The following is a 15092-nucleotide window of genomic DNA, read 5'->3' as shown; positions in this document are numbered from 1 at the left end:
GCGCAAACCCCAAAGTCACCCGGCTAAACAGCTTGTTGATAAGATGAGCGTTTAACTCAAATTTAAGGGGTTGGATTGTCGCGATCCGGGGAATTTGAACGTTCTTGGGCAAATTTCCGCACTTTAAACAAATGCTCGTGAGGCGTGGTTTTCAGGCAACGTGAGCCTTCTTCCACAGCGCCGGGGTGGCGCCGGTCGTCTTGCGGAAGACGCGGGTGAAATGGGCCTGGTCGGAGAAGCCGGTCTCGGCGGCAATCGCCGGAAGACTGAAATCGCCCTGCAGAAGCAGATGCTTGGCTTTTTCGACACGGGCATTGGTCTGCCACTGATGGGGCGCGATCCCGGTCGAGGCCTTGAAGGCGTGGCTGAAATGCGATTGCGACAACCCGGTCAAGTTTGCAAGCTCCTCGAGCCTGATGTTGCGAAGGCAATTCTGTTCAATGAAATCGGTGGTGCGGCGAAGCTGCCAGGTGGCCAGCTTGCTGCGCTTGCGCGGCTGCGCCTTGGTCAGCTTCAATACGTCGATGATCAGCGACAGGCACAGACCATCGCCATAGAGATCGTGTAGCGGCTGCGGGTTCAGGCATTCGGCACCGATCAGATTGGCAAGGGCCATCACCCGCTCGTCGTGAAACAGCAGCCGGGCATCGGCAAGCCGTGATGGGTCGAGATCTTCCATCAGCCGCCGTCCGACGATGTCGGCATCGAAATGGATATCGAGATGGCGGACGAACTGGACATCGACGAGATCGGCCCAAAGTTCCATCCCGGCGGGCACATAGGAGATCGGCCGGCGCACGGTGTCCTGGACGGCTCCTGCGCTCTTCGGTGTCAGCTTGACGCGTGAATCGCCGGGGCCGCGCATGTCGAGCAGAATGAAAAGCCGCGGATCGTGGGCGACATAATAGCCACCGGCATAGGGCGCGCACTCGACATCCCAGACATCGGCGACGATGCCATTCCAGCTCCGCCGGTTCATGCCGCCAACCACGGAGAAGCCTTCGATCCTGTTCTGCATGCGCGGTTGAAAGGTCATGGGGACGCCGGAAAATAAACCTTCTTTTTATAATCAAGTTTTCTCCTAGCGAATATATGCCGGATTAGCAACATGCTTTCGCTGCAGCGCACAAGCGATCGTGAAACGCCGCCTCTTCATTTCCGCGCGCCGCTGTTCTAGCATTTGCGCCATGAGCCTCGAATCCGTCCGCGCCTTCTTCAGCGCCCATGCACCCGATATCGCCATCATCGAAACCGAAGCCAGTTCTTCGACGGTGACGCTTGCGGCCGAAGCCCATGGGGTCGAGCCCGCGCAGATTGCCAAGACGATCTGCCTGCGCGTCGGCGACGAGGCCATGCTGGTGGTCGCCAGCGGCACGGCGCGGCTGGATAACCGTAAATTCAAGGACACGTTCGGCGGCAAGGGCCGCATGCTCGGGGCCGACGAAGTGCTCGAAATCACCAGCCATCCGGTCGGCGGCGTCTGCCCCTTCGGCCTGCCGTCGCCGCTGCCGGTCTATTGCGATGCGTCGCTCAAACAATTCGCCGAAGTCATACCCGCCGCCGGTTCCCCCAACTCCGCGGTGCGCATTCAAACAGGGCGACTGGCGGAGCTGACGGCTGCAAAATGGGTCGATGTCTGCCAATAGACTTTTGGCTGGCTTCAAATCGCGGGAAGAGCCCCTATATTAGGCTGCAACATGCCGTAGTTGTGCATGAGAGGAGATGAAATGCCGGGTGCCGTTTCGCGTTTTGCCAAGATTGCGGCGATTGCCGTTCTGACGAGCGCTACTGTTTTTGCTGCCTATGGTGAGGCCGAAGCCCGGCGTGCGGGCGGCGGGTTCAGCAGTTTCGGCAGCCGTGGCACACGCACCTTCCAGGCTCCTCCGGTCACACGCACGGCGCCGGCACCTGCTGCACCGGTTGAACGCTCCATGACACCCCAGCCGCAGACGACGGCGCAGCCCGGCGTGGCGGCGCAGCGCCCCGGCGGCATGTTCGGCGGCTTCGGCCGCTCGATGGTCGGCGGCCTGATCGCCGGTGGTCTGCTCGGCATGATGCTCGGCCACGGCTTCGGCGGCGGTTTCGGCTTCCTCGGCCTGCTGCTGCAGATCGCGCTGATCTTCGGCGCCATCACGCTCGCCATGCGCTTCTTTGCCAATCGCCGCCAGCCGTCCTACGGCTCGGCAGGCGGGCCGTCCTATAGCAACATGTCGTCGAACAATAACAGCTCGTTCCGCATTCCAACGATCGGCTCGGGTGCGGCCGCCGCGGCTCCGCAGCGCAACAACCAGCGCCCCAGCGACGAGATCGGCCTGGCGCAGGCAGACCTCGACCAGTTCGAGGAGCTGCTGACCGAAGTGCAGACCGCCTATGGCGCCGAGGACTACGGCACGCTGCGCAAGCTGACGACGCCTGAGGCGATGTCCTATCTGGCGGAAGAGCTCGGTGAGAACGCCACAAACGGCGTTCGCAACCGCGTTTCGGACGTGAAGCTGCTGCAGGGCGATATTGCCGAAGCCTGGCGTGAAGACGGCCTCGACTACGCAACGCTTGCGATGCGCTATTCGTCGATCGACGCGATGGTCGAGCGCGACAGCGGCCGCGTCGTCTCCGGCGACGATCAACGCCCGAGCGAAAGCACCGAAGTCTGGACCTTCGTTCGCAAGAACGGCGCCGACTGGAAGCTTTCCGCCATTCAGGGCACCGAGCAGCGCGCCGCCTGAGCGGCGCGCGTTTTCTTCCTCAGCCCTCGAAGGTGTAGTCGGCGATCGACTGCGCCTTCATCTCGATCGAGAACCCCGGCTTCGACGGCGGCATATAAGCCGCGTTCCTGATATCGCAGGGGTCGAGGAAATGTTCGTGCAGGTGGTCGACATATTCGATCACCCGTCCGTCCTTAGTGCCTGATACGGCGATGTAATCGATCATCGACAGGTGCTGGACATATTCGCAGAGCCCGACGCCACCGGCATGCGGCCAGACCGGCAGGTCGAATTTCGCGGCGATCAACAGCACCGCCAGCACCTCGTTCAATCCCCCCATACGGCAGGAATCGATCTGCACGATATCGATCGCGCCTTCGGCGATGAACTGCTTGAACATGATGCGGTTCTGGCACATCTCACCGGTCGCGACCTTCACCGGCGCGATCGCCTGGCGGATCTTGCGATGGCCGGCAACATCGTCGGGGCTGGTCGGCTCCTCGATGAAGAAGGGCTTGGCGAAGGCGAGCTTGTTCACCCAGTCGATCGCCTGCGGCACTTCCCAGACCTGATTGGCATCGATCATCAGATAGCGGTCCGGCCCCATCACCTCGCGGGCGATCCGCAGGCGGCGGATATCGTCTTCCAGATCGCGCCCGACCTTCATCTTCACATGGTTGAAACCGGCATCGATCGCTTCCTGGCAGAGGCGGCGGAGCTTCTCGTCATCGTAGCCCAGCCATCCGGCCGATGTCGTGTAGCAGGCGTAACCCTCAGCCTTCAGCGTCGCAATCCGCTCCGCCTTGCCGGCCTCGGCCGTCTTCAGGATCGCCACGGCCTCGTCGCGCGTGAGCACGTCGGTCAGGTAGCGGTAATCGACGATATCGGCGATCTCTTCGGCCGGGAGTTCTGACACCAGCTGCCAGACGGGCTTGCCTTGCTTCTTCGCCAGCAGATCCCAGAAGGCGTTGACGACAGCGCCGGTTGCCAGATGCATGGCGCCCTTGTCGGGGCCGATCCAGCGCAGCTGGCTATCGCCCGTCAGGTGGCGCCAGAACTTTCCCGGTGCTGCACGGAAAGCTTCGAGATCCTGGCCGACGACGAGGTGATCCATCGCCTTGATTGCCATGCAGCAGATGTCGTTGCCACGGCCGATCGTGAAGGTCAGGCCGTGGCCGTTAAGACCCGGCTCATCGGTATCGAGGATCACGTAGGCGGCGGAATAATCCGGATCGGGGTTCATCGCATCCGAGCCGTCGAGGCTCTGCGAGGTCGGGAAACGGAGATCGAAGACACGAAGGCCGGTAATGCGGGTCATGGTTTTCTTCCGGATTAAATGGTCCAGCCGCCATCGATGGCGTAGGCCTGACCTGAGGTATAGGTGGCGCCGGCGAGATAGACGGCGAGTTCGGCGATCTCTTCGGGTGAGCCCAGACGGCCCATTGGCTGGCGCGAGATGAAGGCGGCGCGCGCCGTCTCGTAATCACCCTGCGCCTTCATGCGGTCCTGCAGCGACGGGCTCTCGACCGTGCCGGGGCAGATGGCGTTGCAGCGGATGCCCTGCGCCACGTAGTCGGCGGCAACCGACTTCGTGAGACCGATGACGGCGGCCTTGGTGACGCCATAGGCGAAACGGTTCGGCACGCCCTTGATGCTGGATGCCACCGAAGCCATGTTGATGATCGAGCCATCCTTGCGCTCCAGCATGCCGGACAGCACAGCGCGGATGGTGCGGATCATCGCCTTGACGTTGAGATCGAGGGCGAATTCCAGATCAGCGTCCTTCATCTCAAGGATCGAGCCGGCATGGACGAAGCCGGCGCAATTGAAGAGCACGTCGATCTGCCCGATCTCTGAGACCAGCGCATTGACCGCCGCTTCGTCGAGAACGTTCAGCTTGTGGGTCGCAATCCCGGTTTCGGCCGTCAGCTGTGCCAGTGCATCGGTGTTGATGTCGGTGGCATGCACCGCAGCACCTGCCTGCTGAAAGGCGATCGCCGAGGCGCGGCCGATCCCCTGCCCTGCGGCGGTGATCAGAACGGTCTTGCCGGAAAGTGAAATCGTCATATGTCGAAGCCTCCCTTGATGTCGCGCATGGAAGGAGCGAAGGCGGTCTTCGCCGCTTCTTCGCTCGCATTGTCATATTATCGATAAAAAACAGAACCGGAAAAAGCAATGCCGAAGTTTGCGATTGCTGGCCTTGACAGCGATGCACGCCGGCCGGGAGCGGCAAGCGATTTTTCCTGCGGCTATATATTCTATTAATTTAGACGCCTTATGATTGCGCCTACAAATATCCGTAACCCATTATTTAGACATCATTAAAAGACTTTCGCTTTCCTGATGAACGACCAAACGAACGACAAATTGAGCGCCCGATGAGCGAATATCAGAACCGAGCCGTCGAACTCATGCAAACGCTGATCGGCAACCAATCCACCGCGGACATCAACGACCGCCGCAACGCCTTCATCTTCAGGGCCATCGGGCTCTACCAGGCTCTGGGTGGCGACCCGGAAGCCGTGCAAGGCGTCGTCGAGAAGGTCTATGCCGTCCGTGCGCCGCGGATCGACACCGCCGTTGGCGATCTCATGTACAATCTGGCGGGCGTCGGCCATGCCTCGGATCTCGACATCATCCAGGCTGCCTATAACAAGCTCGATCAGGCCACGCCGTCAGCCGTTCCGCTGAAGCGCGCCCGTACCTGATCTGCGGTCACCGGCCTCAAGCCTTCCCGTAGCCACCGCCTGTCGGCGTGGTGACGATGAAGGCTTCGCCGGCTTCCAGCTGCGTGTGGGCACTGCCGATCAACACGTCGATCGCACCGGAATTCCGGCGCACCGCATTGCGGCCAAGCGCGCCCGGCTCCCCGCCGCCTAGCCCGAAGGGCGCCACGCGGCGATGGCCGGAAAGCATCGCGAATTCCAGCTTTTCACGCGCCCGGATCGTCCGTTCCGTGCCGTCGCCTGCCGACCATTTTCCGCGGCCGCCCGAGCCCTTGCGGATATGGAAATCCTCCAGAACAACAGGGAAGCGCGTTTCCAGAATCTCCGGATCGGTCAGCCGTGAATTGGTCATATGCGTGTGGACGGCGTCCGCTCCGTTGAACCGTGGACCAGCGGGCGCGCCGGAGCAGATCGTCTCGTAATACTGATAGGTCGCGTTGCCGAAGGTCAGGTTGTTCATCGTGCCCTGCGCCGCAGCCATGGCGCCGACGGCGCCGAACAGGCAGTTGGTAACCGCCTGGCTGACCTCGACATTGCCGGCAACCACAGCCGCCGGATATTCCGGCGTCAGCATCGTGCCCTTGGGAACGATGATGCGGATCGGCCGCAGGCAACCGGCATTCATCGGGATATCGGCTTCGACCAGAACGCGGAAGACATAGAGCACGGCGGCGCGGGTGACCGGCTGTGGCGCGTTGAAATTGTCGGCGCGCTGCGGCGAGGTGCCGGTGAAATCGACGGTCGCCTCGCGCTTTTCCTTGTCGACGGTCACCTTGACGACGATCTTGCAGCCCTGGTCCATCTCATAGCTGAATTCGCCGTCCTTGAGACGGTCGAGCACACGGCGCACGCTCTCGGCGGCATTCTCCTGGACATGGCCCATATAGGCATCGACGACATCCTCGCCGAACAACGCGATCATCTTTGCGAGCTCGGCGACACCCTTTTCGTTGGCCGCCACCTGCGCCTTGAGATCATTGACGTTCTGCGCCAGCTGGCGAACCGGATAGCGGGCGCCTGTCAGCAGCGCCGCGAGCTCCTGCTCGCGGAAACGGCCGCGATCGAGCAGCTTGAAATTGTCGATATAGACACCTTCCTCCTCGATATGGGTCGCGAGCGGCGACATCGATCCCGGAGCAATGCCGCCGATATCGGCATGATGGCCGCGACTCGCCACCCAGAAGCGGATGCGGCTTCCGTCGTTGTCGAAAACCGGTGTGCAGACCGTCAGGTCGGGCAGATGCGTGCCGCCATTGTAGGGCGCGTTGATCAGGAAGACGTCGCCCGGATGGATGACCGGGTTTTCGCGGATCGCGGTGGCCACCGAAGCATCCATCGAACCCAGATGCACAGGCATATGCGGCGCGTTGGCGACCAGATTGCCCTCGGCGTCAAAGACGGCACAGGAGAAATCGAGGCGTTCCTTGATATTCACCGAGTAGGCGGTGTTCTGTAGCGTCACGCCCATCTGCTCGGCGATCGACATGAAGAGATTGTTGAAGATCTCCAGCATGACAGGATCAGCCCTGGTGCCGATCGCTGTGCGCTCCGGCAACGCCTTGATGCGGGTCAAGACGATATGGTCATGAACCGTCAGCTTCGCCTGCCAGCCGTCTTCGATGACGATCGTCTGGTTCGGCTCGATGACGATTGCAGGACCTGTCACGGTCTGCCCTGATTGCATCGAGGAGCGGAGAACGACGGCCGCGTCATGCGCTTCGCCCTGCGAATGGAAGCGCGTACGCCGCGCGGATTCAGCCTCCCCGCCAGTGCCCTCCTGGTTGCTGACATCGATCTGCGCAGCCGCGCCGCCGATCGTCTCCACCTCGATCGCCTCGACCACCAGCGGCTTGTCTTCGGCAACGAAGCCGAAGCGGCGCTTGTGCAGCTTTTCGAACTCGACCCGCAGCCGCGCCGCATCGTCGGCTGCGGGAAACAGCGTTTCCACCGATATCAGCGTATCGGTGCCGGCGTAGCGGATATGGGCGCGTGCAATGGTTTCGATGGCAGAAGCCGGAACGCCTTGTGCCTCTAGCTCCGGAACGCATTCGCGCTGCAGCTCGGCTGAAAGCGCCGAGATCGCCGATGGAGCATCGGCATCGAGCGGAACGCCGAGGGCCTTCTGGCGGGTGGCCCGGATATCGGCGAGGCCCATTCCATAGGCCGAGAGTAGACCGGACATCGGATGCAGCAGGATGCTCTTCATGCCGAGCGCATCGGCCACCAGGCAGGCATGCTGACCACCGGCACCGCCGAAGCAGTTCAGCGCATAACGGGTAACGTCATAGCCGCGCTGGACGGAGATCTTCTTGATCGCCTCGACCATATTGGCGACGGCGATACGGATGAAGCCATCGGCCACTTCCTCCGGGCTCCTGCTGTCACCGATCCGGGCTGCCAGTTCGGCGAATTTCGCCCTGACGGTATCGACATCAAGCGGCTGATCCTGGTTCGGCCCGAAGATCGCCGGGAAGAATTCCGGCAGCAGCTTACCAGTCATGACATTGGCATCGGTGACCGCCAGCGGCCCGCCGTTGCGGTAGCAGGCCGGACCCGGATGAGCACCGGCCGAATCCGGACCGACGCGAAAACGGTTGTCCTCGAAATGCAGGATCGACCCGCCGCCGGCGGCCACCGTATGGATCAGCATCATCGGTGCGCGGACGCGGACGCCCGCGACTTCGGTCTCGAAGGCCCGCTCATACTCGCCGTCGAAATGCGCGACGTCGGTGGAGGTGCCGCCCATGTCGAAGCCAATGACACGCGAGAAACCCGCCTGCTCGCCTGTCTTGGCGAGACCGACGACACCACCAGCCGGACCGGAAAGAATGGCATCCTTGCCCTGAAACATATCGGCCGCGGTCAGACCGCCCGATGACATCATGAACATGACGCGGGCGCCAGTGCGCTTGATGTCGAGCTCATCGGAAACCTGCGCCACATAGCGGCCGAGCACCGGTGACAGATAGGCATCGACGACGGTCGTATCGCCACGGCCGACCAGCTTGATGAGCGGCGAGACCTCGTGGCTGACGGATACCTGCTCGAAACCAATCTCGCGGGCGATGCGCGCGACAGCTGCCTCGTGAGCAGGGAACTTGTAGGCATGCATGAAGACGATGGCAAGCGCCCGGTAGCCTTCGGCCCGCAATGCTTCGAGGGCGCGGCGGGCTTCGCCTTCATCGAGATCAAGTTCGACCGTGCCGTCGGCCAGCACGCGTTCGCCGATCTCTGCAACCGTATCGTACAGCGCATCGGGCTTGATGATCTCGGTGGCGAAGATCTTCTTGCGCTCCTGGTAGCCGATGCGCAGCGCATCGCGGAAACCCCTGGTCGTCACCAGCGCCAGCCGCTCACCCTTGCGCTCCAGCAGCGCATTGGTCGCAACCGTCGTGCCCATCCGCACTTCGCCGATCAGCCCGGCCGGGATGGCCTCGCCTGCAGTCAACCCGAGATGGAGACGAATGCCGTGGACCGCGGCGTCGCGATAGGCGGCCGGATTTTCGGAGAGAACCTTGCGTGCGTGCAATTCGCCCGCGGGGTCGCGGGCGACGATATCGGTAAAGGTACCGCCGCGATCGATCCAGAAATCCCAGCGCTTGGTATCCGTCGCTTGCATTGAACCGTCCTCAAGATGGATTGCGGAATTGCACGTTGATAAAATATCGATAAAATGACGACATATTCTCGTCAAGGCAGGAGAGCGAAAATGGCTGACAGCAAAAACAAGGATATGAGTGCTGACGCCTTTCCCGGCATTGCCTCGTTCGGCCCGATCGTCTCCTCGGCGCATCTCGCCGAAGGCGGCTCGCCTGCTTTGTCGGAGATCGAATACGGCCTCATCCTCGCCTCGCATGCTTTCGACCGCTGGATCGTCCGCTGCATGGCGGCGGCCGGATTTCCGGGTCTATCACCGATGGAAATCCTCATCCTTCACTCGATCCGCCATCGCGACCGGGAAAAGAAGCTCGCCGACATCTGCCTGGTGCTCGATATCGAGGACACGCATGTGGTCACCTATGCGATCCGCAAGCTCCAGGCCGCAGGGCTGCTGACGACCGGCCGCACCGGAAAAGAAAAAACCGTGAAGATCACCGAGAGGGGTGCGCAGGCTTGCAAGACCTATGCGGAAGTGCGCAAACATCTGCTCGTCGATCCGACCGCCAACGCCCGCCCCGCGGAGCAGACGCTGTCCGAAACCGCCGCCATCCTGCGCTTCATTTCGGGCGCTTTCAATCAGGCGGCGCGGGCAGCCGCGACGCTTTAGGCACCGGCGGAAGTCGGCCCGAAAATTGTTGATCGCCACACGCTGTTTGTGGCCTTGACAAAGATCCGATGCCTGTATTTTATTCAAGCCTGCGGATTAGGCAGACGAGCCATACCGCATTCACATGACTCCGATAGTCGCTGGGCAGTTTCGCCCCATGACGCCCCATCGATGATGGGCCCGCGTCGTGGGGTTTTTGGTTTTTTGGGTTCCGTATGACCGACGCGCTGAAAATCGGCATTCTTTACTCCACCACGGGGCCTTACGGCTCGATGGGACGGGATGCGCGCGACGGCGCGGAATTTGCGCTGGCGGAAATTTCCGCCGCCCGCCAGGTGAGGATCGAGCCGGTCTTCTACGACCCGCATGCCGATCTCGCCGCCTATCTGGAAGGCGCGCGCCAGCTGCTGCGCGCCGGCTGCCGCCATATCGTCGGCACGATCACGTCGGCCGCGCGCAAGGAAGTGATTCCGCTGGTCGAAAAGCATGACGGCCTGCTCTGGTACATGTGCCCCTACGAGGGTTTCGAAGCCAACGAAAACGTCATCTATGTCGGCGGCTGCCCGAACCAGCACCTGATCCCGCTGTTCGAGCATCTGATCCCGCGTTTCGGCGCCCGTCCCTATCTCGTCGGCGCCAACTATGTCTGGGGCTGGGAGATGAACCGGCTGGCCCGCGAGCTGATCAACAATGCCGGCGGCGAGGTGCTCGGCGAGCGCTATCTGCCGCTGGAAGAAACGGCGGTCGAGCGTATCGTTGCCGATATCGAGCAGCGCCGCCCGAGCTTCATCCTCAACAACCTGATCGGTCCGTCGAGCTACGCTTTCCTTGCCGCGATCGGCAAGCTTGCCGAACGCGATCCGGCTTTCCGCCCGGAAAATTGCCCCGTCGTCAGCTGCGACCTGATGGAATGCGAGCTTGCCGATATCGAGCCCGGTAAGGCAATCGGCCAGCTTTGCGCGGCCTCCTATTTCGACAATCTCTCGACGCCAGAAAACCTGTCCTTCAAGATCCGTGTCGCGGCCCGGTATGGCGCAGGCCGCCGTGTCTCCAGCGTCTTTGCCAGCGCCTATACGGCGGTCAAACTCTGCGCCGATGCGATCATCGCCGCAGGCAGCGACGAACCAGCCGCCGTGCGCCGCGAACTCTACGACACGCAGCGCCCAAGCCTGTTCGGCTCGATTGCCATCGACCGTGAAACCCATCATGCGCCGCTGCCCTTCCATCTCGGCCAGATCAATGCCGAAAACGGCTTCGACGTCGTGGCCTCGCGGCCGCCGCTCGCTGCCGACCCCTATCTTACCGGCCGCAACAAGACTGCCTCGCCGAAATTACGGGTGGTCTCATGAGGGAAACACCGAATTTTACAGGCTGGCACGCTGCCATCATCCATCGCGAAGACAGCAACACCGAGAGACTGATCCGTCAGCTCCGGCTTCTCGGCATCCGCACCAGCCTGCAATGGGCGCCGCTTGCGGCGACCGACCTGCCCGATCTCGTCATCGTTGATGCAGACCAGGGCTGGGATGACCTGCTGCCCTGGAAGGATCCGGCAGCGGCCTGCCCCGTCGTCGCCCTTCTCGGCTCCGAAGCGCCGGGCCGCATTGCCTGGGCGCTGGAACAGGGCGCCGGTGCCATCATCGCCAAACCGATCGCCACGTCCGCCGTCTATCCGGCCCTCGTCATGGCCGTCTCCATCCATCAGGAACGCAAGAACAATGCCGAACGGCTGCAATATCTCGAAGAGCGTGTACGCCTTCGCCCTCTCGTCCATGCCGCGGTGGAAAAACTGATGGCCGCACACCGGGTCGATGAGGAACGCGCCTACGCTATCCTGCGCGATTGCGCCATGCGCCGCCGTCTGCCGATGGAACAGATCGCCGCCTTTATCGTCGGCGGTGCCGAGCCCCTGCCGGAGGCCGGCTGATGCGCGTGCTGAAAGAAATGCTGCGCCAGCCTGCGGCGCTGTTCGGCCTCGTGGTCGTCCTGCTCGTCGTGGTCATGGCGATCGCCGCGCCGTGGATTGCACCCTTCGACCCTGACAACCAGATGTTCGACGGGCTGTCGCTCGAAGGTGCGCCACTACCGCCCGGCGGGCAGTTCCTGCTCGGCACCGATACGCTCGGCCGCGACCTGTTCTCGCGCCTGCTCTACGGCGCTCGCACCTCGCTGGTCATCGGCCTGGTGGCAAACGGCATCGCGGTGGCGATCGGCCTCTTCGTCGGCATCATCGCCGGCTATGTGAAAGGTTTCGCCAGCAATGTGCTGATGCGCTTCACCGATCTGATGATGGCCTTCCCGGCGCTGCTGCTCGCCATCGTGCTTGCCGCCCTGCTGCGCCCGAGCCTGTGGATCGTCGCCATGGTCATTGCGCTCGTGAACTGGGTGCAGGTCGCCCGTATCGTCTATACCGAGACCCGCGGCCTCTCCGAGCGAGACTTCATCATGGCCGAACGCTCGCTCGGCGCCGGACACATGCGCGTGCTGTTCATGCATATCCTGCCGCATCTGGTGCCGACGGCGATCGTCTGGGGCACGCTCGGCATCGCCACCACGGTGCTGCTCGAAGCGACGCTCTCCTTCCTCGGCATCGGCGTCCAGCCGCCGCAGGCTTCCTGGGGCAACATCATCTTCGAAAGCCAGAGCTACTTCCAGGCCGCTCCCTGGCTGGTGTTCTTCCCCGGCATCGTCATCCTGCTGACCGCGCTGTCCTTCAATCTCGTCGGTGACGCGCTGCGCGATATCCTCGACCCGACGCAGCGGGGGAGAAACTGATGTTCCTCGTTCTCCGCCGCCTCGCCCAGGCGTTTCTGATCCTGCTCGGCGTTGCCGCCATCACCTTCGTGCTGCTCTATGCGCTTCCCGCCGATCCGGCGCGGATGATCGCCGGGCGCAGCGCCACGGCGCAGACGGTCGCCAACATCCGCCATGAGCTCGGCCTTGACCAGCCGCTGCTCGTGCAGTTCTGGCATTATCTGACCAATCTTCTTTCCGGCAATCTCGGCCGCTCCTATGCGCAGAAGACCGATGTCTGGACGCTGATCGTCGCCCGCCTGCCGGCAACGCTGACGCTGATGCTCGCCGGTATCATCGTCGAAGTCATCCTCGGCCTGACGCTCGGCACGGTCGCCGCGATCCGCCGCGGCGGCTTCGTCGACCGTCTGGTGATGATGGCCTCCTTCGTCGGCGTCTCGGCCCCGCAATTCGTCGTCGCGCTGCTGCTTCTCTACGTCTTCGCCGTCACCCTCGGCTGGTTTCCGATGAGCGGTTACGGCACGCTTGCCCATGTCGTGCTGCCGGCCACCACGCTCGGCGTTCTCGGCGCCGGCTGGTATGCCCGCATGGTCCGCTCGGCGATGATCGACGTGCTCAATCAGGATTATGTCCGCACTGCCCGCGCCAAGGGCCTGTCGTCGCGCCGCATCATCTTCCGCCACGCGCTGCCCAACGCCATCCTGCCGATTATTGCGATGATCGGCATCGATATCGGCCAGTTCATGGGCGGCGTGGTCGTGGTCGAGGCCGTTTTTGGCTGGCCCGGCATCGGCCAGCTTGCCTGGCAGGCAATCCAGCAGGTCGATATCCCGATCATCATGGGCGTGACGCTGACTTCGGCGCTCGCCATCGTCATCGGCAATCTGCTTGCCGACCTCATTGCGCCGGTCATCGACCCGCGTATCCGCACACGTTGACAGCAACCAAAGAAGGGGAACCAATATGTTCAAAAGCTGGCTTCGAATGACAACCATGGCATCGGTGGTGGCGCTGGCGCCGCTCTCGGTCATGGCACAGGATGCACCCAAGCAGGGCGGCGACATTATCGTCACCTACAAAGACGATATCGCCACCCTCGACCCGGCCATCGGTTACGATTGGGTCAACTGGTCGATGATCAAGAGCCTCTACTCGCGCCTGATGGACTATGAGCCGGGTACACCGAACCTCGTTCCGTCGCTGGCCGAAAGCTTCACCGTTTCGGATGACGGCCTCACCTACACGTTCAAGCTCCGCAAGGGCGTGAAATTCTCCAACGGCCGCGAAGTCGTCGCCTCCGACGTCAAGTATTCGATTGAACGCGCCGTCAACCCGAAGACGCAGGGCCCGGGCGCCGGCTTCTTCGGCGCCATCAAGGGCTTCGAAGACGTGACGGGCGGCAAGTCCGAAACGCTTTCCGGCATCGAGACGCCTGATGCAGGCACCGTCGTCTTCACGCTGTCGCGTCCGGACGCCACCTTCCTGCACGTTCTCGCCATCAACTTCGCCTCCGTCGTTCCTAAGGAAGCAGTCGAAGCAGCAGGCGGCGATTTCGGCAAGAAGCCCGTCGGCTCCGGCACCTTCACCCTGAAGGACTGGACGATCGGCCAGAAGCTCGTGTTCGAGCGCAACAAGGACTACTTCGTCAAGGACGTCCCGCATGTCGACAGCTTCACTGTCGAAGTCGGCCAGGAGCCGCTGGTCGCACTGCTGCGCCTGCAGAAGGGCGAAGTCGATATCGCTGGCGACGGCATTCCGCCGGCCAAGTTCCTCGAGATCAAGAACTCCGCCGACGGCGCGAAGATGATCGTCGATGGCGCACAGCTCCACACCGGCTACATCACGCTCAACACCAAGGTGAAGCCGTTCGACAACGTCAAGGTTCGCCAGGCCGTCAACATGGCCGTCAACAAGGACCGCATCACCCGCATCCTGAACGGCCGCGCAACGCCCGCCAACCAGCCGCTGCCGCCGCTGATGCCGGGCTATGACAAGTCCTTCACCGGCTACACCTACGACGTTGCCAAGGCCAAGGCGCTTCTTGCCGAAGCCGGTTTCCCGGATGGTTTCGAAACGACGCTCTACTCCACGAACACCGATCCGCAGCCGCGTATCGCCCAGGCGATCCAGCAGGATCTGGCCGCTGTCGGCATCAAGGCTGAAGTCCGTGCGCTGGCACAGGCCAACGTCATCTCTGCTGGTGGTACGGAAGGCGAAGCGCCGATGATCTGGTCGGGCGGCATGGCCTGGATCGCCGACTTCCCGGATCCGTCCAACTTCTACGGCCCGATCCTGGGTTGCTCGGGTGCGGTTGCCGGTGGCTGGAACTGGTCCTGGTATTGCAACAAGGATCTCGATGCCCGCGCTGTCGCGGCAGACTCGATGTCTGACCCGGCCAAGGGTGCTGAACGCACCGCTGCCTGGGGCAAGATCTTCACCGACATCATGGCCGATGCGCCGTGGGTTCCGGTGATCAACGAGCGCCGCGTCGTTGCCAAGTCGCTCCGCATGGGCGGCGCCGACAACGTCTATATCGATCCGACGCGCGTCATCAATTACGACGCGATCTACGTCAACCAATAAGCCCTGACGGGTGAACGTCCTCCCGGCCCCGGCCGGGAGGGCGCCATAAGAACGAGGGAG

At 62.5% G+C, this 15092-nt stretch carries 13 protein-coding genes; 9 read left to right on the top strand and 4 right to left on the bottom strand.

What is annotated here, in order from left to right; all coding sequences use genetic code 11:
* Window positions 1-151: 151 nt before the first annotated feature.
* Window positions 152-1036, bottom strand: coding sequence for a helix-turn-helix domain-containing protein (locus AC1DIJ_RS03255; RefSeq protein WP_112388875.1), 885 nt, complete (start codon window positions 1034-1036; stop codon window positions 152-154).
* Window positions 1037-1187: 151 nt separating this feature from the next.
* On the opposite strand from AC1DIJ_RS03255, the gene AC1DIJ_RS03250 reads away from it, so the two are divergent.
* Entirely contained in the window at window positions 1188-1646 is a 459-nt protein-coding gene (locus AC1DIJ_RS03250) for a YbaK/EbsC family protein (RefSeq protein WP_112388874.1), read from the top strand.
* A gap of 81 nt (window positions 1647-1727) precedes the next feature.
* A complete protein-coding gene (locus tag AC1DIJ_RS03245) occupies window positions 1728-2723 on the top strand; it encodes a Tim44 domain-containing protein (protein WP_112388873.1) in 996 nt (331 codons plus the stop codon).
* 19 nt (window positions 2724-2742) lie between these two features.
* Here the strand turns inward: AC1DIJ_RS03245 and AC1DIJ_RS03240 are convergent, their stop codons facing one another.
* Together AC1DIJ_RS03240 and AC1DIJ_RS03235 are read right to left on the bottom strand one after the other, a co-directional pair.
* Window positions 2743-4020, bottom strand: a complete 1278-nt coding sequence (locus tag AC1DIJ_RS03240; protein WP_112388872.1) for an L-fuconate dehydratase — start codon at window positions 4018-4020, stop codon at window positions 2743-2745.
* A gap of 14 nt (window positions 4021-4034) precedes the next feature.
* Window positions 4035-4769: an SDR family oxidoreductase gene (locus AC1DIJ_RS03235; protein ID WP_112388871.1), complete on the bottom strand. Its 735-nt coding sequence runs from the start codon at window positions 4767-4769 to the stop codon at window positions 4035-4037.
* 311 nt (window positions 4770-5080) lie between these two features.
* Between AC1DIJ_RS03235 and AC1DIJ_RS03230 the strand changes: the two genes are divergently transcribed.
* Window positions 5081-5410: a hypothetical protein gene (locus tag AC1DIJ_RS03230; protein ID WP_310290391.1), complete on the top strand. Its 330-nt coding sequence runs from the start codon at window positions 5081-5083 to the stop codon at window positions 5408-5410.
* Window positions 5411-5426: 16 nt separating this feature from the next.
* On the opposite strand, the gene AC1DIJ_RS03225 is transcribed toward AC1DIJ_RS03230, so the two are convergent.
* Window positions 5427-9047: a hydantoinase B/oxoprolinase family protein gene (locus AC1DIJ_RS03225; RefSeq protein ID WP_112388870.1), complete on the bottom strand. Its 3621-nt coding sequence runs from the start codon at window positions 9045-9047 to the stop codon at window positions 5427-5429.
* A gap of 90 nt (window positions 9048-9137) precedes the next feature.
* Between AC1DIJ_RS03225 and AC1DIJ_RS03220 the strand changes: the two genes are divergently transcribed.
* The 6 genes from AC1DIJ_RS03220 to AC1DIJ_RS03195 all read left to right on the top strand — a co-directional run bounded on the left by AC1DIJ_RS03220 (window position 9138) and on the right by AC1DIJ_RS03195 (window position 15032).
* Window positions 9138-9695, top strand: coding sequence for a winged helix DNA-binding protein (locus tag AC1DIJ_RS03220; protein ID WP_112388869.1), 558 nt, complete (start codon window positions 9138-9140; stop codon window positions 9693-9695).
* Window positions 9696-9910: 215 nt separating this feature from the next.
* Entirely contained in the window at window positions 9911-11044 is a 1134-nt protein-coding gene (locus AC1DIJ_RS03215) for a transporter substrate-binding protein (protein WP_112388868.1), read from the top strand.
* Complete coding sequence (locus tag AC1DIJ_RS03210; RefSeq protein WP_112388867.1) at window positions 11041-11622, top strand: ANTAR domain-containing response regulator; 582 nt, start codon at window positions 11041-11043, stop codon at window positions 11620-11622. The genes AC1DIJ_RS03215 and AC1DIJ_RS03210 overlap by 4 nt, the downstream gene beginning before the upstream one ends.
* Window positions 11622-12470 (top strand): ABC transporter permease, encoded by an 849-nt coding sequence (locus AC1DIJ_RS03205; protein ID WP_112388866.1) that lies wholly within the window; start codon window positions 11622-11624, stop codon window positions 12468-12470. The genes AC1DIJ_RS03210 and AC1DIJ_RS03205 overlap by 1 nt, the downstream gene beginning before the upstream one ends.
* Window positions 12467-13387 (top strand): ABC transporter permease, encoded by a 921-nt coding sequence (locus tag AC1DIJ_RS03200; RefSeq protein ID WP_112388865.1) that lies wholly within the window; start codon window positions 12467-12469, stop codon window positions 13385-13387. The genes AC1DIJ_RS03205 and AC1DIJ_RS03200 overlap by 4 nt, the downstream gene beginning before the upstream one ends.
* 25 nt (window positions 13388-13412) lie before the next feature.
* Window positions 13413-15032, top strand: coding sequence for an ABC transporter substrate-binding protein (locus AC1DIJ_RS03195; protein ID WP_112388864.1), 1620 nt, complete (start codon window positions 13413-13415; stop codon window positions 15030-15032).
* Window positions 15033-15092: the final 60 nt, after the last annotated feature.

The sequence above is a fragment of the Rhizobium sp. 10N427 genome (assembly GCF_056394605.1).
This window is presented reverse-complemented; position numbering and strand designations above follow the sequence as displayed.